Source organism: Pantoea eucalypti, from assembly GCF_009646115.1.
In the GTDB taxonomy this organism is placed as follows: Bacteria; Pseudomonadota; Gammaproteobacteria; order Enterobacterales; family Enterobacteriaceae; genus Pantoea; species Pantoea eucalypti.
Genome location: NZ_CP045720.1, coordinates 3,358,116 through 3,380,745 on the forward strand (window position 1 = coordinate 3,358,116; position 22,630 = coordinate 3,380,745).

Consider the following 22,630-nt stretch of genomic DNA (forward strand, 5'->3'; position numbering starts at 1 on the left):
CCCACTTTTGCAACCAGCTTTGTGATCAGCACCGCGCAACAGGGTGCGTCCGGTTCAGGCTGTGGTCAGCGCCAGCGCAATTCCGCGTTCGCGCAGCGTGCGGCAGACTACTTCATCTAACCGGCTGTCGGTGACCACATCGGTCAGATCATCTACCGGTGAGGCGCAGAACAGTGACCAGGAACCATACTTACTGCTGTCCGCCAGCAATACCCGACGCGCGGCATTGGCCAGCAGATCGTGTTTCAACCCGGCTTTATCCTCGGTCGGCGTGGTAATACCGCGCTCAAGGCTCCAGGAGTTACAACTGACAAACGCGATATCAGGATTAATACTGCGCAGCAACCGCCGTCCATGTTCACCCACACAGGACTGACTGGAGTCGTCGATCCGGCCGCCAATAATCGTCACTTCGATCTGCTTAAACTCAGACAGAAACAGTGCAATGTGCAGGTCGGCCGTAATGACCCGCAGCGGCAGATGGGTGAGCTGTCGCGCCAGCTCCAGCATGGTGGTTCCTGCATCCAGCACCACCGCATCGCCCGCCCGGACAAAACTGGCGGCGCATGCGGCGATCGCCTGCTTCTCGGCCAGGTTCCGCTGCATTTTCTCCAGCGTAGTCGGCTGGGCAGGAATAAAACGATTCAGGGTGACGCCGCCATGACTGCGGCTGATCACGCCCTCTTTATCCAGCTTAATTAAATCACGTCGAATCGTGGCGGGTGAGGCGGAAATCGCACTGACCAGTTGCTCAACAGTCACCAGATTATGGCTTTTCAGGTAATCCATAATCTGGTCAAGACGGCTCTGTCCCTTCATATTTCCCTATGCGAGCTGCATCGCGAGTTTAATCGAGATCGCCATGCTGTCAGACTTCGCTTTACCTGTCCAGGCGATATCAAATGCCGTGCCGTGGTCAGCAGAGGTGCGGATAAACGGCAGGCCTGCGGTAATGTTCACGCCATCATAGAAGCCCAGCAGTTTAAGCGGGATGTGCCCCTGATCATGGTACATCGCCACCACCATGTCATAGCGTCCATCCTGGCACTGCAGAAACACCGTGTCCGGCGGGCAAGGCCCGGAGACATCAATCCCCTGCGCTTTCATCGCCTCAATCGCGGGGGCAACGGTGGTGATCTCCTCATCGCCAAACAGCCCGTTCTCGCCAGCGTGCGGATTAACACCTGCCACGGCGATACGCGGGGCGCTGTAACCCACACGACGCAGGAAGGTGTCCGCCATACCAATTACCGTTTTGATGCGCGTCTGATTGAGCGTGTCGAGGAACTTACGCAGTGCAATGTGGGTTGTGACATGAATGACTTTCAGCTTATCGGTGTAGAGCACCATGGCGTAATCTTTGGTGTCAGTCAGGTGCGCCAGCAGTTCGGTATGACCCGGATAGAGATGGCCCGCCGCATGCATCGCCTCTTTGTTCAGCGGCGCGGTGGCTATGGCATGCACCTCACCGGCCAATGCCAGTTCGGTGGCACGCTTTACGCAGCGCCATGCCAGATCCCCCGCCTCTTTCTGCACCACGCCAGGTTTCAGCGCGTCGGGATCGGCCAGCGGCTCATCGATCACATTGATAATGCCGGGCGCAAACCGTGCATCCTGTACCCGATCCAGCACCCGCAGCTCGGCCTGTGGTGTGATGTTCATCGCCATAATGCGGCGCAGCGTACTGGCACAGCCAATCACCACGGCAGGAATGCCATTCAGCTCACCTTCAGAGAGCGCTTTAATGATGATTTCCGGGCTGATGCCCGCCGGATCGCCCATGGTGATCGCAATAATTTTACTCACTCGACTTCTCCTCAATAAAACCAATGGCTGCTACCAGGGTATTTTCATCACCAAAGCCACCCGCTTTGGTCATCACCGGCAGAGTAAATTCACTGTTAAGCAGAACCCCGTGCGGCACACAGCCCGCCACCAGACCCTGAATTTTAAAGCCGCTGGCCCCCAGCGCCTGAGCAACGGCTATCGCCACGTCGCCGCCCGACAGATAGAGCGCATGCGGCAGCTGTGCCCGGCACAGACTCAGGGTCATTTCGCCCAGCAGCTGACAGATCGCCTCACCCAGCTGCTGGCGCGTCACGCTGTGCTGCTGGCAGAGATCCTCGATCGCGTGTCGCTGGAATGCATGCTGGCAAGTGCGGATCACCGTGTGGCGACCGGCACGCAATGCGGAGGTCGCCTGTTCGATCCAGCGATTCCGATCAGGCCAGGCGGGCTGCTGAAACAGCTGACGAATATCGACATCCACTATCTCAACGGCACGGTGATGACGCAGCGCAGCGATCTGCTGCTCTGCCTGACGGCTCATCGATCCCACCACAGCCAGCACAGGTCGCGCGGGGCAAACGGAGAGCGCAGCACCCAGCGCATCGCTTAACCCGGCAGTCCCCACCAGCAGGGGCGTTTCGCTCAGACGCGCCGCAGCCGTGATCAGTCGGGTCAGGTCGCCTTCCGTTTCAGCATCCACCACCACCACGCCCTGCGACGCCGCTAATACCGCATCAAGCCGATCGCTGCGCAGCGTCGCGAGATCGATCTCCGTGCCGTCGATCTGCATCTGATCGAGGATGCGGGCACTCAGGATCGGGGTTTTGGGATCGCTGGCAAATTCGGTGTCCGTCAGTAAACGCTGATCGACCCACACCTTGCCGTCGCGTGTGGTGCGGCCCAGTCGCGGTACGGCCGGTGCCACCAGCGCCATATTTTTGCCGCTGGCGCGTAGCGCAGCCACCGTTTCAGCGCCGACGTTGCCACGCAACGTGGAGTCGATCTTTTTAAACAGCCAGCCCTGCTGAAGCTGTTTCGCATAGTGCTGCACCACCTGATTGACGCGCTCTGCGGCCTGGATGGTGCTGATGGCCCGGCTGTCGGTGCTGATCACCAACACATCTGCCGCCGTATCTGACAGCGATGCTCCGGTGCCAAACAGCACATGTACACGGGCTCCGGCCTGTGCCAGTCCGCTACCTGCATCGTTGGCACCGGTAAAGTCGTCAGCGATGACGAGCACCGGTGTTTTCCATATTGATGAGCCCATCCTCACTCCTGTCAGGCTATTGCCGCTGCATTTGATTATATTCAATCATGATTGATTATATGTGAGCAAGTTCAAATTAATCGAAATCGATATGCCTTATAAAATTAGCCACAGAGAGTGACTGACTTCGCATTGCGCTGAGCAAAATTAATCATTTACTCAGACATGACAGAGATAAGGGTATGAAATGAACATTAACAGCACGGTGATCAGCGGATATCAGGCGTTAAACGACATGCGCTATCTGCTGAAAGGCGTATCGACAGCGGTGGTGGTCACGGACCGGAACATTGAGGCGATTCCGGCGGTACAGGCTCTGATGGGTCAACTGCGGGATCTGATTCCGCGCATCAGCCTGGTAAATAGCGTTCCTCCTGAGCCAAGCCAGCATGACGTAGCCACGATTATCTCAGCGCTTTCCCAGGGCCAGGTCGACATGGTGATTGGCATCGGCGGTGGCAGCGTACTGGATGTAGCGAAGCTGCTGTCAGTGCTGTGCATTGACGCGGCACCCGCGCTGGACGCCCTGCTGGCTGGCGAAAAACCGGTGCGCCGCACCAGTTCAATGTTAATTCCCACCACTGCCGGCACCGGCTCGGAAGCGACGCCAAATGCGATTCTGGCGATCCCGGAGAAAGAGACCAAAGTCGGCATTATTTCACCGGTGATGCTGCCGGATGTAGTGGCGCTGGTGCCGGAACTCACCACCAGCATGCCGCCCCACATCGCCTCTTCAACCGGTATTGATGCGCTTTGCCACCTGATTGAGTGCTTCACCGCCAACGTTGCTAACCCGGTCAGTGACAACTATGCGCTGATTGGCATGAAGAAGCTGTTCGCTCATCTTGAAACCACCCTGCGCGAGCCAGAGAATCTGCAGGCGCGGCTGGAGATGCTCTGGGCCTCCTATTATGGCGGCGCATCGATTGCCCATGCGGGTACACATCTGGTACACGCAATGTCTTATCCTCTCGGCGGCAAATACCACCTGCCACACGGCGTCGCCAACGCCATTCTGCTGGCACCTTGCATGCGTTTTGTCCGTCCGGCCGCAGTGAGTAAATTTGCTCAGGCCTATGACCTGTTGCCCGATGCCAACCTTCGTCTGAACGATGAAGAAAAATCACATGCGCTAGTCGACTACTTCACCGCGCTGGTGGTGCGACTGCAGCTGCCTGCCAGCCTGGAAGCGCTGGGCATCGGTCCGGATCACCTGCCCTATTTAGTGGAAGCGGCACTCGACGTTCAGCGTCTGATAAAAAACGTGCCGATGGCGGTCACCGCCGACGATGTGCGCGCCGTCTACCTGACGCTGTTCCCTTCCTGCCAGGCGTAATGAGGATTGTCATGAATAAGAAAATAAACGGCGTACTGACCGCCATCGTCACCACCTTTGATCGTGAAGGTGCCTTTGATCCCGTGAGGCAACGTGAGCAGGTCAGACGCCAGATCAATGCCGGAAACGGCATCTTCTGTGGCGGAACTAACGGCGAATTTTTTGTGCTGAACGAGCAGGAGAAGATTGCAGTCACCACCACCTGCGTCGATGAGGTCAACGGCCAGGCCCCCGTAGTGGCGCATATCGGGGAGATTTCGGCCCGTGAAACAATCCGGCTCGGCAAACAGATTGCCCGCCTTGGCGTGGATGCCGTTTCAGCTATCACGCCGTGGTTCGTTCCACTGAAGCAGCAGGAGCTGATCGACCACTATCAGCGCGTAGCGGACGCGCTGACGGTGCCGCTGTTCCTCTACAACATCCCGGCGCGAACCGGCAATACCCTGCAGCCAGAGACCGTTCGCACGCTGGCCGTGCACCCGAACATCATCGGTATTAAAGACTCCGCAGGCAGCTATGAAAGTCTGAGCGGATTTCTGCAGGCCACCGCCGACTGTGAGGGCTTTGATGTGCTGAACGGCCCTGACTCGCTGATTCATCAGGGATTCGTTGATGGCTGCTCCGCCTCCATTTCCGGACTGGCAAACGTGGCACCGGAGGCGATTAACGCCATCTGGGCGCGCTTCCGTGCCGGCGATATTGCCGGTTCGCATCAGGCACAGGAAAACATCACCGGCCTGCGCACCGCGCTGTACTGCATCGGTTTCTCTCCGGCCGCCGTGAAAAAAGCGGTCAGCCTGCAGGGCTTTGACGTCGGTGAAAGTCGCTATGCGGTGCAGTTCAGCGCCGATGAACAGCAGCAGATTCGGCAAATCGTGAACCATTACCTGCAATAACGTCCATCGCCTTTGTACCCTATCGGTCAGATGAGAACGAACCTGATGGTCGCCATCTGCCAGAACAATCGAGGTCATGATGAAAGCATTTTCAACTGAGAGCACCTTTCTGATCGTCGGCATGGTGGTCGCCTATATCCTGTTCACCACCTGGCTGACCTGGCGATTACGCAGTAAAACCAGTGGTGACTTTATGGAAGGCTCCCGCGCCATGCCCGCCTTTATCGTCGGCATCATGCTGATGTCGGAATATATCGGGGCAAAATCGACCATCGGCACCGCGCAGGCGGCCTTTGAAGATGGCTTCGCCGCATCGTGGTCAGTGATTGGCGCGGCGATTGGCTTCCCGCTGTTTGGCCTGATTCTGGTCAAACGCATCTATAACACCGGGAAGATCACGATCTCTGGTGCCATCGCCGAGAAATATGGCAGCTCGACCAAAAACATTATCTCGCTGATCATGATCTATGCGCTGCTGCTGGTGAACGTCGGGAACTACATCAGCGGTGCGGCGGCGATCTCCACTGTGCTGAAGATCGACCTGACGCAGGCCGCCTTTATCACTGCCGTGGTGAGTACCTTCTACTTTGCCTTTGGCGGCATGAAAGGCGTGGCCTGGGTTACGCTGCTGCACAGCGCCATCAAGTATATGGGGATCCTGATTATCCTCTATGTGGCGCTGAAGATGACCGGCGGCGTCGCTCCGATGATGGAGAAAATGCCCGCGTTCTACTGGACCTGGGATGGTCACGTTGGGGCCAGTACCATTGTGGCCTGGCTGATCGGAACCGTGGGGTCGATCTTCTGCACGCAGTTTGTGATTCAGGCGATTTCATCCACTAAAGATGTGAAATCAGCGAAGCGCGCCACCTGGGTCGCCTTCATCTTCTGCCTGCCGATCGGTCTGGCGATGGCGCTGATTGGCGTGGCGGCGAAGTTTGCGCATCCGGATATCAAGAGCCTCTATGCGTTGCCGGTGTTTCTGCAGGATATGTCACCGTGGCTGGCGGGCATTGTCACCACCTCGCTGGTAGCATCCATTTTCGTCAGCGTCGGCACCGTGGCGCTGGCCATCGCCTCGCTGATCGTAAAAGACTTTTACGTGCCCTGGCGTAACCCGACGCCAGAGCGCGAATTTAAAATGACGCGCTGGATCTCGATTGGCATCGGCTTCTTCCCGCTACTGTTTGTCCTTTTCTTCCCGGAAGTGCTGAAGCTCTCCTTCTTTACCCGCGCGATTCGCCTGTCGATCACCGTGGTAGCGATCATGGCGTTCTATCTGCCGTGGTTTAAGAGCACACGTGGTGCCAATGCCGGTCTGATTGGTGCCTGCGTGGTAACGTCCGTCTGGTTCCTGATGGGTAACCCGTTTGGTATCGACAATATGTATGTGGCGCTGCTTACACCGGCCATCATTATGGTGATTGACCGCTGTATTCCGTCACGTCAGTCTCAGACTCAACCGCAACAAAATGCACAAAACAGTGGAGCCTAATATGACTCAGGAAACCGTCACCGCAGAACGCACCGGCCTGCTAGCGCCTCACCCGCAGGACAGCGCGCAGCAGGTTGCGATGCTGCCCTCCTCCTGCCCGCAAAACCATGCGGCCAACCTGCTGCCGCTGCCTGATGGTGATCTACTCTGCGTCTGGTTTGGCGGCACACAGGAAGGGATCGCCGATATCTCGGTCTGGTGTTCCCAGCTGAAAAAAGGCAGCGACCGCTGGAGTGACGCGCAGAAACTCTCTGACGATCCCAGCCGTTCAGAACAGAACCCAGTGCTGTTTCTCGATCCTGACCAGGTGCTATGGCTACTGTGGACGGCGCAGAAAGCGGGCAATCAGGACACCGCGATTGTGCGCTATCGCCAGTCTCATGATATGGGCAAAAGCTGGGGCGAGATCGAAACCCTGCTGGACAAGCCCGGCACCTTTATTCGCCAGCCGATTGTGGTGCTTCCTAACGGCAACTGGTTGCTGCCGGTGTTTTACTGCCTGACGCAGCCCGGCGAAAAGTGGGTCGGCAGCTATGACGTTAGCGCCGTGAAAATCTCCGAAGATAAAGGCCAGAGCTGGCGCGACGTCAGCGTGCCTGACAGCACCGGCTGCGTTCATATGAACGTTACTCTGCTGGATGATGGTTCGCTGCTGGCCCTCTACCGCAGCCGCTGGGCCGACCACATCTACCAGAGCCGCTCGTTTGATCAGGGTGAAAGCTGGAGTGCGCCCGAGCCGCTGTCACTGCCTAATAATAATTCTTCAATTCAGGTGACGACGCTGCGCAACGGTCATCTGGCGCTGGTGTTCAATGCCATGAGCGCCGAAGGTGCCAGTGAACGTCGGTTATCGCTGTATGACGAAATTGAAGATGAAGAAGAAAACGGTGACGTTGCAATCGCCGCTGAGCCGATGGTGCATAGCGGGCGCACCGCCTTCTGGGGCGCGCCACGTGCGCCAATGACGCTGGCGATTTCCACGGATGGCGGTAAAAGCTGGCCGCTGCAGCGCAATCTGGATGAAGGCGATGGCTACTGCATGACCAATAACTCTCAGCAGAAGTTAAACCGTGAGTTCTCCTACCCCAGCATCAAACAGGGCGTAAACGGTGAACTGCATATCGCCTACACCTGGTATCGCCAGGCGATTAAGTATGTGCGGGTTGATGAGTCCTGGGTGCAGGGAGGTGACGCGTGATTGAAAAGATGGCGCTGGTGACCGGAGCCAGTTCCGGCATCGGCCAGGCGATTGTGGATCGTTTGCTGGCTGAGGGCTGGCAGGTGATTGGCCTGAGCCGATCGGCGATAAACCGGTCAGACGCGGGCTGGCAGAGCCATCAGATCGATATCAGCGACAGTGCGGCATTGCAGGCTTTACTGGACAAACTGCCGGTGCCGCAGGCGGTGATCCATGCAGCGGGAATGATGCAGGCCGCGCCGCTCGGGGAGCTGGATCTGAACGCCAGCACACGCCTGTGGCAACTGCATGTTGCCGCCGCAGAACAGCTGGCCAACCATTTTGCGCCCCGGATGAACGCGGGCGGCAGAATCGTGTTGCTGGGTAGTCGCACGTCAGGCGGTGCGGCGTGCCGTAGTCAGTATGTGGCCACTAAATCGGCGATGATCGGCATGGTGCGCAGCTGGGCGGCAGAGCTGGCACCGCGCGGCATTACAGCCAATATCGTGGCGCCAGGTGCCACCGAAACGCCGATGCTACAACAGAAGGGCCGGGCCAGTTCCCCGCCGCGCTTGCCACCGATAGGCCGCTATATTCAGCCGCAGGAAGTCGCCGGACTGGTCGGGTTCCTGCTTTCGCCTGCGGCCGCGACAATCACCGGTCAGCAGCTGGTGATGTGCGGCGGTGCGTCGCTGAGTTGATGAACAGGCCGGGCGACTCGGGTAGCCCGGCCTGTATCAGCGTAAAAATTACCGTACGGGTTTACCGTACTGGTTCACAAACTGGCGATAGGCGGCGATCACCAGCTGAAAATCTTCAATGCCGCAGAAGGAGAGGCTCTCTTCGTCGTAGTAGTTCATCCCCTCCTCCATGCCGTCATCTTCCAGAGCCAGCAGGTTGGCGCGAATCATTACCTCTTCCTCATCCAGCAGGATGGTGTACTCGCTACCGACGCGCTGCCACTGACGCACGCTGCCTTTGACGTCTTCGATTGCGGCTTCGACTTCATCCAGCAATCCTGGATCGTTTTTCACCTCTTCGTTGAACCAGTGGCCGACCGCTTCATGATCCATCGACATACGAACTTTAATCTGTCCGGTCACATCGCGTAAAAATTCATATTCCATCGCCCGTTCCTCTTAACGTCATCGCGTCACTAAATGAGTGTCAGCGCTGCCTGCGCGGCAAAGTGTGACACGTCGCGCATTATTACAGGCTGTCTGGCGAAATCCAGCTTTTGATCGTCTCTCTGGCCAATGCCGGGACGAAAAAAAGGGGCGAATCATCGCCCCTTTCTGTTACTGCCAGGTGAAGAATCAGACCGCAGTCTGGAAAATCACGCCGTCAGCTTTGTCAGTGTACTGCGCCAGCTGGTCAAAGTTGAGATAGCGATAAGTGTCGCTGGCTGTTTTATCAACCTGCTCCATGAATTGCTGATACTCATCCGGCGTTGGCAGTTTGCCAAGCAGAGACGCGACCGCAGCCAGCTCCGCAGATGCCAGGTAGACGTTAGCGCCATTACCCAGACGGTTCGGGAAGTTACGGGTCGAGGTGGAAACCACCGTCGCACCGTCTGCAACACGTGCCTGGTTACCCATGCAGAGTGAACAGCCTGGGATCTCGATACGCGCACCGCTTTTGCCGAATACGCTGTAGTAGCCCTCTTCGGTTAGCTGTGCTGCATCCATCTTGGTTGGCGGTGCCACCCACAGACGCGTTGGCAGCTGACCTTTGTGGCTATCCAGCAGTTTACCGGCGGCACGGAAGTGACCAATGTTAGTCATGCATGAGCCGATGAACACTTCGTCGATCTTCTCGCCCTGAACGTCAGAGAGCAGACGTGCATCGTCCGGATCGTTTGGTGCGCAGAGGATCGGCTCTTTGATGTCAGCCAGATCGATTTCGATCACCGCAGCATATTCAGCATCGGCGTCTGCTTCCAGCAACTGAGGATCGGCCAGCCATTTCTGCATGCTTTCAACACGACGCTCCAGTGTACGACGATCGCCGTAGCCTTCTGCGATCATCCACTTCAGCAGTACAATGTTGGAGTTCAGGTATTCAATAATCGGTGCTTTATCCAGCTTGATGGTACAGCCCGCAGCGGAACGCTCTGCTGACGCATCAGACAGCTCAAACGCCTGCTCGACCTTCAGATCCGGCAGACCTTCAATCTCCAGGATACGGCCAGAGAAGATGTTTTTCTTACCTTTCTTCTCAACGGTCAGCAGACCCTGTTTGATCGCATACAGCGGGATGGCGTGAACCAGATCGCGCAGCGTAATGCCTGGCTCCATTTTACCTTTGAAGCGCACCAGCACCGATTCCGGCATGTCGAGCGGCATAACGCCGGTCGCGGCGGCAAACGCCACCAGGCCTGAACCCGCCGGGAAAGAGATGCCGATAGGGAAACGGGTATGGGAGTCACCACCGGTGCCCACGGTATCCGGCAGCAGCATACGGTTCAGCCAGCTGTGGATAATGCCGTCACCCGGACGCAGTGATACACCACCACGGTTCATGATGAAGTCTGGCAGCGTGTGGTGCGTACTCACGTCCACTGGCTTAGGATACGCGGCAGTGTGACAGAAGGACTGCATCACCAGATCGGTCGAGAAGCCCAGACAAGCCAGATCTTTCAGCTCATCACGGGTCATCGGGCCGGTGGTATCCTGCGAGCCAACCGAGGTCATCTTCGGTTCGCAATAGGCGCCTGGACGAACACCGGCTACGCCACAGGCGCGGCCCACCATTTTCTGCGCCAGTGAGAAGCCACGGGTGCTCTCCGCAACATCTTTCGCCTGACGGAATACGGTGCTGTGCGGCAGACCCAGTGACTCACGCGCTTTGGTGGTCAGTCCACGACCGATGATCAGCGGAATACGGCCACCGGCACGCACTTCGTCAATCACCACTTCGGTTTTGAGTTCGAAGCTGGCCAGCAGTTCGTTGGTTTCGTGATTGCGGACTTCGCCTTTAAACGGATAGATGTCGATGACATCACCCATGTTCAGGTTGTTGACGTCAACTTCAATCGGCAGTGCGCCTGCATCTTCCATGGTGTTGAAGAAGATTGGCGCAATTTTGCTGCCCAGCACCACGCCGCCGCCTTTTTTATTTGGCACGTTCGGGATGTCGTCGCCCATAAACCACAGCACCGAGTTGGTGGCAGATTTACGCGAGGAACCGGTTCCGACCACATCGCCGACATAGGCCAGCGGGAAGCCTTTGGTCTTAAGCGCTTCGATCTGTTTGATCGGACCGATGTTGCCTGCCTCATCCGGCTCAATGCCTTCACGGGCATTTTTCAGCATCGCCAGGGCGTGCAGTGGAATGTCCGGACGTGACCAGGCATCCTGGGCTGGAGAGAGATCGTCGGTGTTGGTTTCGCCAGTGACTTTGAACACCGTAACGGTGATTTTCTCAGCCAGTTCAGGACGTGACAGATACCATTCCGCATCGGCCCACGATTGCATCACCTGCTTCGCGTATTCATTACCCGCTTTCGCTTTCTCTTCGACATCATAGAAGTTGTCGAACATCAGCAGGGTGTGTGAAAGGGCTTTCGCCGCAATTGGGGCAAGCTTGCTATCGTCCAGCGCTTCAATCAGCGGGTGAATATTGTAACCACCCTGCATGGTGCCGAGCAGTTCAACCGCTTTTTCAGGAGATATCAGAGGAGAGGTTGCTTCGCCTTTGGCGACAGCCGCCAGGAAACCGGCTTTGACATACGCCGCTTCATCGACGCCAGGTGGGACTCGGTTGACCAATAAATCGGTCAAAAATTCTTCTTCACCCGCAGGTGGATTTTTCAGCAGTTCAACCAGCGCGGCCATCTGGGAAGCCTCTAAAGGCTTAGGTACAATTCCCTGGGCAGCACGCTCGGCAACGTGCTTACGGTATTCTTCTAGCACGACGTTATCCTCGCTCTCATTATGTAGGGCTTTCCGACCACCTTGCTCACTTATGGAGAACACACTTCCCTTTCTCGTCCAGGTTGAGGTGCCCGGTTTCGCGGAGGGCAGAATAGCAGGATTCCGTCTGTTTGTTAATCTGTTTACAAAAATACAACATAATCCACTACGCCCATTCTGCCCGCTTATCTCCCCGCATCAGGCTCCTGAGTGAGCCGATTTGGTCTCACAGCAGCTTACCGTATTCCAGTGAAATGGCGACACGATAAGGTCAGCTTTGCAGCGGTTTAAGCGAAATGATTCAGTGAAATAGATAACCGACAGGAATAGAACGCGGTGTGAATCGGGTGTAAAACAGCGGTGAGTTTGACAAAATCTCAACACCAGAGCGAAGTGTGAGGTTCTTTTGGCGTCAGAGGATTACAGCGTAGTTTTCATTTCCTGCAGTGATAGTGGCTGGTCCCGCCGCCAGAACGCGCCCTCTTCCCTTTCCGTCATGGCAAGAGGGCTCAATTCTCTTTTAATACCTGCACTGCCTGCCTGGGCAATCCATTTTTAACAAATGGACGCCATGACCGTTTTTGTTCTGCGTTAATTTTGCAGGTTAGCTGGCCAATAGGCAGGCAGCTGGTCAGGCGGACAATCAATCACGCTTTCATTATTTTCGCCCACTTCGCGGATAACGGTCAGCGTCGCGAATTCATCGATAATCTCAGTTGGATAAGCCGGACCCGTTTCGCGGAATTTTGCCATCTCTTCCAGATGATCGTTCTGGAAGCAGACGGTTTTTTCCGGGTTGTTCATTACCCAGCGAGGGAAGAAGATGGTGCCATGGAAGATTTTATCGGCCAGATTAACGGCCAGGCTGACATCGGTGCCGGTAGGTTCGGTCCAGGAGACTTTATAGACATCCTGCGCCAGACGAACGACATAGACATGCTGATTTTTAACCCAGCGATTTCCCACCATGCCGCTGTGAATACGGTAGTCGATGGTGCTGGCATTTTTGATGTAGAGCTCGTAGTTCCAGCCATTGTCATAGGTATAAACCAGATGTTTACCGACGATGCCAGACAGGTCATGTTTATCAAAAGTACTCATGATTAACTCCTCATTTGTTTCCGTTGAGAGGATTATTGCGCGTTACAAAAGCGATGAATAACGCTATTTTTAGCGCTAAATAATTCATTTTTTAGATGAGTCAACATGTACAGGACAACGCTGGAACAGTGGTATCTGCTCGATGCAGTAGTCAATGAAGGGAGTTTTGCGCTGGCAGCGGAGAAGAACCATCGCAGCCAGTCTTCATTGAGCTACCAGCTGGGCCTGCTTCAGCAGCGGCTGGGGCTGACGCTGTTACAGCAGGAGGGCCGCCGTGCGATGCTGAGTGCAGAGGGACATCAGTTGCTCGCGCAGGTGCGTCCTTTGCTGGCGGGATTCAGTGCGCTTGAGGCGCAGGCTAATGCACTACAACGCGGCGAGCGGTCACGCATCGATCTGATGGTCGATGCGACGCTGCCCAAACATTTGCTGTTTGATGTGCTCCAGACCTTTCAGCAGCGCTATCCCCATGTGCGTATCTGGTTCAGCGAAATCGTCCGAAGTGAAACGCCTGACAGACTGGCGGAAAATCAGGCCGATCTCTGGCTGGTGGCGCAGCAGGGCGATACGCAGTTTGCAGGCGAAAGCCTGATGAGTGTCGATTTCGTCGCCGTTGCCCATCGCGACCACCCATTACACCGCGAACCCGCCCCGCTTAATGCGGCCACGCTGGCTCGCTGGCCCTGCATTACCATACTGGATCGTCAGCAACAGCAGCAGTCAGAGGTGAATGGCGAACAAGCGGAAAACTGGTCATTTACAACACTGTCGGCCGCGATTGAGGCGGTCCAGCACCAGTTAGGTTATGGCTGGCTGCCGGAACAGAATATCGCCGCGCTTTTAGAGAGCGGTGAGCTTCGTCCCCTGCCGCTACTGCAGGGCCGCCGACGCAGCAGTTCACTGGTGATGCATATAAACGAAGAGAGACTGCCGGCCAATAGCGCCATTGCGGCACTGGCGCAGATGTTTATTGAACGGGTGGCGCAGGAGAAGCGCATAGCTGAGCGCTAAAGAGGCTGAGATTGTTTCCGTTGACGCGGGGAACACGCAAAAAACACGCATTCCAAAGATTAAGCTGCGGTTTATCCCCCTCAAGCGTGGAACACCAGATTGGCGATCATTGGCAGGCCCCTGATTGTGGTTATATAAGGCTGTGGTGAAGGCCGGAACGCTGCTCAAGTAATCGCAATCATTATGTATAGATTATAGTAATCTATATCTTAATATACCAAACGTTCTCATACGATCAGATTGCTGGCCCAAAGCGGTAATCTTTGGTCTATCCGGCACTAAAGCTATCTACACAGTCAATCACCGTCGATACAAAGCGCCTAAAGAACGAGAGCCGATCCCCTTTAACGAAAACCAAATTACTGATGCTGAGATAGCTAATCGAGGTATGACATTCACCTATGAGCTTTTCAACATCTATCACATGATAGAATCAGGGGTTATCAGCAAAGAGGCTGCTCGTGAAGCCTTCAAGCAAGAATGCCTCATGGACTTCAGACACAGCCTTCACCGGCTCGACTTCAATCACTGCTATGATCGAGCGGTGGTTTACTCCCTTATAATCCCTGCCGACAGCAACTTTACTGTCTCAAGGTTTGATAAAATCGCAATACAGCACAGTGAGAATCATTGGCACTTACTCAATATTGAAAGCATTGAGATAGACCGTGTTCCTTACGATGAGGTAAGCAATGGCACAGTCGGCATCAAGGTTGATAGGATAGTGCCGGAAGCAAGGGACTACTATGTAGTCAAAGTAAGCGAGGATAAGGACCTTCAGGATGCGTAGCTACAGTGAGATCGCAAAGCGTATAGCCAAAATCATTATATCGCCTGAGTCAGCGATAGGATTAATGCATGGAGTCCTGTCTGTGCCTACAGACATTGGCTATCTTGCCTATGGATTTCTTGATACAGACAGCCGCTATCAACGTGAAACAGAGAAAATAAGGATGGTTAGTGCCATCAGGCATGGCATTCTTGAAAATCACAACTTCATGAAGACAATCGAGACTGTGCTCAATATCTTCAACAAGAATGTGCCTGAATTCAAGCAGAACGCTATCTATAGCAAAACGATGGCTTCAGTTGCTGGCCGGACGCTTACGAACTCACTAATAGCCGGAAGGTTAGCAACTACCATTGCGCAGCGTAGCTCCTTCCTTGTTGCGGTCAGAGGTGGCCTGATTGGTAATGCTTTACTGATCGGTGGCATGACAGAGAGATGTGTCTACACCTCTGAAAAGCTTCAAAAGAACAACCCAGAAGTCTACAACGCGCTACGCGTGCGGAACTATGATTTACTTTACTTCTTAGTTGAGCCAGCTCTGAACCCCTTCTTAGAAGCTCTGAATGTAAAGCGAACTCAGGGACAACCGGCTTTTGAGAAGATCATTGAGATGGTAGACCAGGAGGTAAACGCTAATGCGAGATAATGGGCCGGCTAAGTTGAGCTTAGGTAAACGCATCATGTATAGCCTTATAGAGGCGTCAGGTGCGATCATAGGCGGGTTCTTGCTCTTACTATGCTGCTACTGGTTCTTTCACTATGAAACGTGGCATGAGAGGCTTATAGCGATTGGCTTATCTATAGGGGTTGTCTATCTGATAGGTAAGGTCTTACCTGAACGGCCAAATCAGTAAGCCCCTCATGGGGCTATACTAAGTTTTATCAGCTCAGGCCTCATCTGAAAGTTACCCGTTATTTATACAGGTATCTATCAGAGTATATTTGGATTGAATTCTTCTCAGCCCAGAGGCGTTTTCCATCAAGTAATATTTCCATAAGCGTCCGGCCAGGGCACATTTTCCCCTGATGAGTTCGCTAATTATTAAGTGAGCCAGCCAGTCATTAAGATCAGATTTTAATGTGTCGGGTTCACCATACAGGTTTTTGTGGAACGTCACCTGATATAATTCCTGCAATATCGTGATGTGGAACCGCATCGCAGTTGCCGTTCGTCTATGGTGACATCGCTTTGGTCTTCGTATGGTCTATATCATTTATTGCCAGACAAAGTTGATAATCATGCTGCTCCACTTTGCCACAGTACTCTATGCCTCCTTCGGTCAGTATTCTTAGAATTGGCAGGCCCTGAGACGCATAAATTGACAGTACACGTTCATTCAGCAGATCTGCCGCTGCAATAAAACGTGTCACGTGGGATAACCATGATTTACAGGCGGTTTATCCCCTGCTAACGCGTGGAGCACTCTAAATTTATTTGCCTGATTACTAAATACTTATTCGCACTCAAAAATTCCACCAAATTTAACGCTCTGATTTTACCCAACATCACACCTAATCCCACCACCAGAATCCAGGCCAAAAAAAAGCCCCCATTACGGGAGCTTTCTCAATAGCTGCGGCAGAAACTTATTTCTTCTTCGCTTTCGCGTTAGGCAGATCGGTGATGCTACCTTCGAAGATCTCTGCAGCCAGACCCACTGACTCATGCAGGGTCGGGTGAGCATGGATGGTCAGCGCGATATCTTCCGCATCACAACCCATCTCAATCGCCAGACCGATTTCGCCTAACAGCTCACCGCCGTTAGTGCCGACAATCGCGCCACCAATAATACGGTGCGTCTCTTTGTCGAAAATCAGTTTGGTCATACCGTCTGCACAATCAGAAGCGATAGCACGGCCTGAAGCAGCCCACGGGAAGGTGGAGGTCTCGTAGCTGATGCCTTTCTCTTTCGCTTCTTTCTCGGTCAGACCGACCCAGGCAACTTCTGGCTCAGTATAGGCAATTGAAGGGATCACTTTCGGATCGAAGTAGTGCTTCAGACCGGAGATCACTTCGGCGGCAACGTGGCCTTCATGCACACCTTTATGCGCCAGCATTGGCTGACCGACGATGTCGCCGATAGCATAGATGTGTGGCACGTTGGTACGCATCTGCTTGTCGACGCGGATGAAACCGCGATCGTCCACTTCCACGCCCGCTTTACCAGCATCCAGACCTTTACCGTTCGGCACACGACCGATAGCTACCAGCACCGCGTCATAACGCTGCGCTTCACCTGGTGCTTTTTTACCTTCCATGGAAACGTAAATGCCATCGTCTTTCGCTTCAACGGCGGTCACTTTGGTTTCCAGCATCAGGTTAAATTTCTTGCTGATTTTCCTGGTAAAGACTTTCACCACGTCTTTATCCGCAGCCGGGATAACCTGGTCGAACATCTCAACCACATCGATCTCTGAACCCAGCGCATGATAAACCGTCGCCATTTCCAGACCGATGATGCCGCCGCCCATAACCAGCAGACGCTTCGGCACTTCTTTCAGTTCCAGCGCATCGGTAGAGTCCCAGACGCGTGGATCTTCATGTGGAATGAATGGCAGTTCGATTGGGCGTGAACCCGCAGCGATGATGGCATTATCGAAGTTGATGGTGGTCGCGCCGCCTTCTCCTTCAACCACCAGGGTGTTAGCACCGGTGAATTTGCCCAGGCCATTAACCACGGTGACTTTACGACCTTTTGCCATACCTGACAGGCCGCCAGTCAACTGGTTGATAACCTTCTCTTTCCAGCTGCGAATCTTGTTGATATCAGTAGATGGCTGGCCAAACACAATGCCATGCTCTTCAAGGGCTTTCGCCTCTTCAATCACTTTAGCAACGTGCAGCAGCGCTTTAGATGGGATACAACCGACGTTCAGACAAACACCACCGAGGGTGCTGTAACGCTCTACCAGTACGGTTTCCAGACCTAAATCCGCACAACGGAAGGCTGCAGAGTAACCTGCAGGACCTGCCCCAAGTACCACGACCTGGGTTTTCATCTCTGTACTCATCATGACCTCTTAATTGATATCCGGCGGGTCAGACGTTCTTATAATGCCCTTGTTCCACCGGGACTTTCACCGCAAGAGTTTACAGAATTGTTAACAAACTGCCAACAGCGGCGCGACGAATCGTTAAAGGAAGGCCGGCATTCGCCGGCCTTCTTAACATTTACATAACTAAACGGCGAATATCAGACAGCATATTGCCGATAATGGTGATGAATCGCGCACCATCAGCACCGTCGATCACGCGGTGGTCGAAGGAGAGAGAAATCGGCATCATCAGACGCGGAGTAAACTCTTTACCGTTCCACACCGGTTCCATCGCCGATTTAGAGACACCCAGGATAGCCACTTCCGGCGCGTTAACGATCGGCGCGAAGTGGGTAGTGCCCAGGCCGCCCAGGCTGGAGATGGTGAAGCATCCGCCCTGCATGTCGCCCGCTGTCAGCTTACCGTCACGCGCTTTCTTCGAAATCGCCATCAGTTCACGGGACAGCTCGGTAATGCCTTTCTTATTCACGTCTTTAAAGACCGGAACAACCAGGCCATTTGGCGTATCAACCGCCACACCGATATTGATATATTTCTTCAGCGTCAGTTTCTGCGCATCTTCAGACAGCGAACTGTTGAAGCGTGGCATCTGCTCAAGCGCCGCAGCGACCGCTTTCATGATGAACACCACTGGGGTGTACTTCACATCCAGCTTACGCTTCTCTGCTTCAGCATTCTGCTGCTTACGGAAAGCTTCCAGGTCGGTGATATCAGTTTTGTCGAAATGCGTAACGTGCGGGATCATCACCCAGTTACGGCTCAGGTTCGCGCCAGAAATTTTCTGGATACGGCCCAGTTCGACTTCTTCGATTTCGCCAAACTTACTGAAATCAACTTTCGGCCATGGCAGCATGCCAGGCAGACCGCCGCCGCTGGCCGCAGCAGGTGCTGCTTCAGCGCGTTTCACAGCCTCTTTCACGTAAGTCTGCACGTCTTCTTTCAGAATGCGACCTTTACGGCCGGTGCCTTTGACTTTCGCCAGGTTAACACCGAACTCGCGCGCCAGGCGACGAATCACCGGGGTAGCGTGAACGTAAGCGTCGTTCTCTGCGAACTCACCTTTGCTTTCTGCTTTAGCGGCGGCAGGTGCTGCTGCGGCTTTCGCTTCAGATTTGGCAGCAGGCGCCGGTGCGGCTTCCTGTTTCGCAGCCGCAGGGGCAGCCGGAGCAGCACCTTCGACTTCGAACACCATGATCAGTGAGCCGGTGCTGACTTTATCGCCCGTCGCGACTTTCAGCTCTTTGACGATACCCGCAAACGGTGCCGGCACTTCCATAGAGGCTTTGTCGCCTTCAACCACGATCAGTGACTGCTCAGCTTCCACCTTGTCGCCAACCTTAACGAGGATCTCGGTGACTTCAACTTCGTCTCCCCCGATATCCGGAACGTTAACGTCTTTTGCGCCCGCAGCCGCGGCAGGTGCCGATGCCGCTTCTTCTTTCACTTCTGGCTTCGCATCAGAGGCCGGTGCTGCACCTTCTGCTTCAAAGACCATGATGGCTGAACCGGTGCTGACTTTGTCGCCGGTCGCAATGGTGATCGCTTTGACCACACCCGCGAACGGAGCCGGGACTTCCATTGACGCTTTGTCACCTTCGACGACAATCAGTGACTGCTCGGCTTCGACTTTGTCGCCAACCTTAACCAGAATCTCAGTGACTTCGACTTCGTCACCGCCGATATCCGGCACAGCCACTTCTTTGCTGGCAGTGGCCGCAGCAGCGGCTGGCGCAGGCGCCGCATCCGCTTTCTTCTCTTCGGCGGCGGCAGGGGCTGCTTCCGCAGCGCCTTCAGCATCAAACATCATGATCAGCGAACCGGTCTCAACTTTGTCACCGGTAGAGATTTTAATCTCTTTGACTACGCCAGCCTGTGGCGACGGCACTTCCATTGAGGCTTTGTCGCCTTCCACGGTGATCAGCGACTGCTCGGCTTCCACCTTGTCGCCAACTTTCACCAGAATCTCGGTGACTTCAACTTCGTCAGACCCGATATCCGGTACCTTAATTTCGATAGCCATTACTCTATTACCTCTTAAGCCAGACGCGGGTTAACTTTATCGGCATCGATATTGAATTTGGTGATAGCGTCAGCCACCACTTTCTTCTCGATCTCGCCGCGTTTAGCCAGCTCACCCAGCGCGGCAACCACCACATAAGATGCATCAACTTCAAAGTGATGACGCAGATTCTCACGGCTGTCAGAGCGACCAAAGCCATCGGTACCCAGTACGCGATAATCGCTGGCTGGGACATAGCTACGAACCTGCTCAGCGAACAGTTTCATGTAGTCGGTTGAAGCAACAGCAGGTGCGTCATTCATCACCTGAGCGATGTAAGGTACGCGCGCTTCTTCAGTCGGATGCAGCATGTTCCAGCGCTCACAATCCTGGCCGTCACGTGCCAGTTCGGTGAACGAGGTGACGCTGTAGACATCAGAGCCGATACCGTAATCTTTCGCCAGAATCTGGGCGGCTTCACGAACGTGACGCAGGATAGAACCTGAGCCCAGCAGCTGTACTTTACCTTTGCTGCCCTCTACCGTTTCCAGCTTGTAGATACCCTTACGGATACCCTCTTCCGCGCCCTTCGGCATGGCTGGCATATGGTAGTTTTCGTTCAGCGTGGTGATGTAGTAGTACACGTTCTCCTGCGCTTCGCCATACATACGCACCAGACCGTCATGCATGATGACAGCCACTTCATAAGCGTATGAAGGATCGTAAGAGATACAATTCGGGATAGTCAGAGACTGAATGTGGCTGTGACCATCTTCATGCTGCAGACCTTCGCCGTTCAGGGTAGTACGACCCGAGGTGCCGCCGACCAGGAAGCCGCGCGCCTGTTGGTCGCCCGCCAGCCACATCAGATCGCCGATACGCTGGAAGCCGAACATCGAGTAATAGATGTAGAACGGGATCATCGGCAGGTTGTTGGTGCTGTAAGAGGTCGCCGCAGCCAGCCAGGAAGAACCTGCGCCCAGCTCGTTGATCCCTTCCTGCAGAATCTGGCCTTTCTCGTCTTCTTTATAGTATGCAACCTGCTCGCGGTCCTGCGGGGTGTACTGCTGACCGTTCGGGCTGTAGATACCGATCTGACGGAACAGACCTTCCATACCAAAGGTACGCGCTTCATCGGCGAGGATTGGAACCAGACGATCTTTGATCGACTTGTTCTTCAGCATCACATTCAGGGCACGCACAAAGGCGATGGTGGTCGAGATCTCTTTGTTCTGCTCTTCCAGCAGCGCACTGAACTCTTCGAGTGCTGGCATTTCCAGCTTTTCAGTGAACTTCGGCTGACGCGTTGGCAGGTAGCCGCCTAACTTCTCGCGCTGACCATGCAGATAAGCATGTTCTTCTGAGCCTTTTTCGAAGGTTACGTACGGCAGTGATTCGATTTTGTCATCAGCAACCGGCACGTTGAAGCGATCACGGATATAGCGCACGCCATCCATGTTCATCTTCTTCACCTGGTGAGCAATATTTTTGCCTTCCGCGGTGTCGCCCATACCATAACCTTTGATGGTATGCGCCAGGATCAATACTGGCTTGCCTTTGGTGTCCTGCGCTTTTTTCAGTGCCGCGTAGATTTTCTTCGGATCGTGGCCGCCACGGTTCAATGCCCAGATTTCATCATCGGACATATCTTTAACCAGCGCGGCGGTTTCCGGATATTTGCCAAAGAAGTGCTCACGCACATAGGCACCATCGCGGGATTTAAAGGTCTGGTAGTCACCGTCGACCGTTTCGTTCATCAGCTGAATCAGCTTGCCGCTGGTATCTTTGCGCAGCAGCTCATCCCAGCGACCGCCCCAGATGACCTTGATCACTTCCCAGCCAGCACCGGCAAAGATGCCTTCCAGCTCGTTGATGATTTTGCCATTACCGGTTACCGGGCCATCCAGACGCTGCAGGTTGCAGTTGATGATGAAGACCAGGTTATCCAGTTTTTCACGGGTGGCGATGGTGATCGCACCTTTAGATTCTGGCTCATCCATCTCGCCGTCACCCAGGAAGGCGTAAACGGTCTGCGCAGAGGTATCTTTCAGGCCACGGTGTTCCAGATATTTCAGGAACTTCGCCTGATAAATCGCTGACAATGGACCCAGGCCCATTGATACGGTCGGGAACTGCCAGAATTCCGGCATCAATTTCGGATGCGGATAAGAAGAGAGGCCTTTACCGTCAACTTCCTGACGGAAGTTGTTCATCTGCTCTTCGGTCAGGCGGCCTTCAAGGAACGCACGCGCATAGATACCCGGAGAGATGTGGCCCTGGAAATAGACCAGATCGCCGCCATCCTTCTCACTGCGCGCGCGGAAGAAGTGGTTAAAGCACACTTCATAAATTGTCGCAGAAGACTGGAAGGAGGACATGTGGCCACCCAGTTCCAGATCTTTCTTCGATGCGCGCAGCACCGACATGATGGCGTTCCAGCGGATTGCGGAACGGATACGACGTTCAAGAGAGGTGTTGCCCGGATAATCGGGTTCATCTTCAACGGCAATAGAGTTGATGTAGTTGCTGATTGCAGAAGATCCTGCAGCCACGTTTACGCCGCCTTTGCGGGCTGCACCCAGTACCTGATCAATCAGATACTGTGCACGTTCAACACCTTCTTCACGGATGACCGATTCGATCGCCTGTAGCCAGTCACGAGTTTCAATCGGATCCACGTCATTGTGTAAACGTTCTGACATGGGTGTGTTCCTTATCTGTGTCTAATACGTTGAATAATCGGGAGCCTGTTAAAGCAGATGCAGGCAGGCTCGTCTGATATCAGTACGATCTTTG

17 protein-coding genes and 1 pseudogene are annotated in these 22,630 nt (G+C 54.4%); 8 read left to right on the forward strand and 10 right to left on the reverse strand.

Annotated elements, in window-relative coordinates; genetic code table 11:
- Positions 1 to 54 precede the first annotated feature (54 nt).
- The 3 genes from EE896_RS15770 to dtnK are packed head-to-tail and all read right to left on the reverse strand — an operon-like array spanning position 55 to position 3,058.
- Positions 55 to 819 carry a DeoR/GlpR family DNA-binding transcription regulator gene (locus tag EE896_RS15770; RefSeq protein ID WP_140916390.1) on the reverse strand — a complete coding sequence of 255 codons (765 nt, stop codon included), beginning with the start codon at positions 817 to 819 and terminating at the stop codon, positions 55 to 57.
- Between the two features lie 6 nt (positions 820 to 825).
- The gene (locus EE896_RS15775) at positions 826 to 1,806 is read right to left on the reverse strand and encodes a D-threonate 4-phosphate dehydrogenase (RefSeq protein ID WP_003854687.1); all 981 of its coding nucleotides are present in this window, start codon (positions 1,804 to 1,806) and stop codon (positions 826 to 828) included.
- Positions 1,799 to 3,058, reverse strand: coding sequence for a D-threonate kinase (gene dtnK / locus EE896_RS15780; RefSeq protein ID WP_140916389.1), 1,260 nt, complete (start codon positions 3,056 to 3,058; stop codon positions 1,799 to 1,801). The genes EE896_RS15775 and dtnK overlap by 8 nt, the downstream gene beginning before the upstream one ends.
- Before the next feature lie 187 nt (positions 3,059 to 3,245).
- On the opposite strand from dtnK, the gene EE896_RS15785 reads away from it, so the two are divergent.
- From EE896_RS15785 to EE896_RS15805, 5 genes are all read left to right on the forward strand, one after another.
- Positions 3,246 to 4,394, forward strand: a complete 1,149-nt coding sequence (locus EE896_RS15785) for an iron-containing alcohol dehydrogenase (protein ID WP_140916387.1) — start codon at positions 3,246 to 3,248, stop codon at positions 4,392 to 4,394.
- Positions 4,395 to 4,405: 11 nt separating this feature from the next.
- Positions 4,406 to 5,290, forward strand: a complete 885-nt coding sequence (locus EE896_RS15790) for a dihydrodipicolinate synthase family protein (RefSeq protein ID WP_140916386.1) — start codon at positions 4,406 to 4,408, stop codon at positions 5,288 to 5,290.
- A gap of 79 nt (positions 5,291 to 5,369) precedes the next feature.
- Entirely contained in the window at positions 5,370 to 6,785 is a 1,416-nt protein-coding gene (locus EE896_RS15795) for a sodium:solute symporter family protein (protein ID WP_140916414.1), read from the forward strand.
- 1 nt (position 6,786) lies between these two features.
- Positions 6,787 to 7,983, forward strand: a complete 1,197-nt coding sequence (locus tag EE896_RS15800) for a sialidase family protein (protein WP_140916384.1) — start codon at positions 6,787 to 6,789, stop codon at positions 7,981 to 7,983.
- Positions 7,984 to 7,991: 8 nt separating this feature from the next.
- Entirely contained in the window at positions 7,992 to 8,663 is a 672-nt protein-coding gene (locus EE896_RS15805) for an SDR family NAD(P)-dependent oxidoreductase (RefSeq protein ID WP_181405314.1), read from the forward strand.
- A 48-nt stretch (positions 8,664 to 8,711) separates the two neighbouring features.
- Here the strand turns inward: EE896_RS15805 and yacL are convergent, their stop codons facing one another.
- The 3 genes from yacL to EE896_RS15820 form a co-directional block, all read right to left on the reverse strand.
- Positions 8,712 to 9,089: a protein YacL gene (gene yacL, locus EE896_RS15810; protein WP_003854704.1), complete on the reverse strand. Its 378-nt coding sequence runs from the start codon at positions 9,087 to 9,089 to the stop codon at positions 8,712 to 8,714.
- 189 nt (positions 9,090 to 9,278) lie between these two features.
- Positions 9,279 to 11,876 carry a bifunctional aconitate hydratase 2/2-methylisocitrate dehydratase gene (gene acnB, locus EE896_RS15815; protein ID WP_008925596.1) on the reverse strand — a complete coding sequence of 866 codons (2,598 nt, stop codon included), beginning with the start codon at positions 11,874 to 11,876 and terminating at the stop codon, positions 9,279 to 9,281.
- 591 nt (positions 11,877 to 12,467) lie between these two features.
- Positions 12,468 to 12,977 carry a phenolic acid decarboxylase gene (locus tag EE896_RS15820; RefSeq protein WP_039658766.1) on the reverse strand — a complete coding sequence of 170 codons (510 nt, stop codon included), beginning with the start codon at positions 12,975 to 12,977 and terminating at the stop codon, positions 12,468 to 12,470.
- 105 nt (positions 12,978 to 13,082) lie between these two features.
- Between EE896_RS15820 and EE896_RS15825 the strand changes: the two genes are divergently transcribed.
- The 3 genes from EE896_RS15825 (at position 13,083) to EE896_RS15835 (ending at position 15,424) form a co-directional block, all read left to right on the forward strand.
- The gene (locus EE896_RS15825; RefSeq protein WP_008925595.1) at positions 13,083 to 13,988 is read left to right on the forward strand and encodes a LysR family transcriptional regulator; all 906 of its coding nucleotides are present in this window, start codon (positions 13,083 to 13,085) and stop codon (positions 13,986 to 13,988) included.
- A gap of 388 nt (positions 13,989 to 14,376) precedes the next feature.
- Positions 14,377 to 14,778 (forward strand): hypothetical protein, encoded by a 402-nt coding sequence (locus tag EE896_RS15830; protein ID WP_008925594.1) that lies wholly within the window; start codon positions 14,377 to 14,379, stop codon positions 14,776 to 14,778.
- Positions 14,771 to 15,424 (forward strand): hypothetical protein, encoded by a 654-nt coding sequence (locus EE896_RS15835; RefSeq protein ID WP_008925593.1) that lies wholly within the window; start codon positions 14,771 to 14,773, stop codon positions 15,422 to 15,424. The genes EE896_RS15830 and EE896_RS15835 overlap by 8 nt, the downstream gene beginning before the upstream one ends.
- A gap of 266 nt (positions 15,425 to 15,690) precedes the next feature.
- Here the strand turns inward: EE896_RS15835 and EE896_RS15840 are convergent.
- From EE896_RS15840 to aceE, 4 genes and pseudogenes are all read right to left on the reverse strand, one after another.
- Positions 15,691 to 16,137 (reverse strand): annotated as a pseudogene (locus EE896_RS15840) (transposase family protein); the annotation flags it as partial.
- A gap of 228 nt (positions 16,138 to 16,365) precedes the next feature.
- Entirely contained in the window at positions 16,366 to 17,790 is a 1,425-nt protein-coding gene (lpdA, locus tag EE896_RS15845) for a dihydrolipoyl dehydrogenase (protein WP_033763238.1), read from the reverse strand.
- A gap of 160 nt (positions 17,791 to 17,950) precedes the next feature.
- Positions 17,951 to 19,855, reverse strand: a complete 1,905-nt coding sequence (gene aceF, locus EE896_RS15850; protein ID WP_140916380.1) for a pyruvate dehydrogenase complex dihydrolipoyllysine-residue acetyltransferase — start codon at positions 19,853 to 19,855, stop codon at positions 17,951 to 17,953.
- A gap of 14 nt (positions 19,856 to 19,869) precedes the next feature.
- The gene (aceE, locus tag EE896_RS15855) at positions 19,870 to 22,536 is read right to left on the reverse strand and encodes a pyruvate dehydrogenase (acetyl-transferring), homodimeric type (protein ID WP_003854711.1); all 2,667 of its coding nucleotides are present in this window, start codon (positions 22,534 to 22,536) and stop codon (positions 19,870 to 19,872) included.
- Positions 22,537 to 22,630 lie beyond the last annotated feature (94 nt).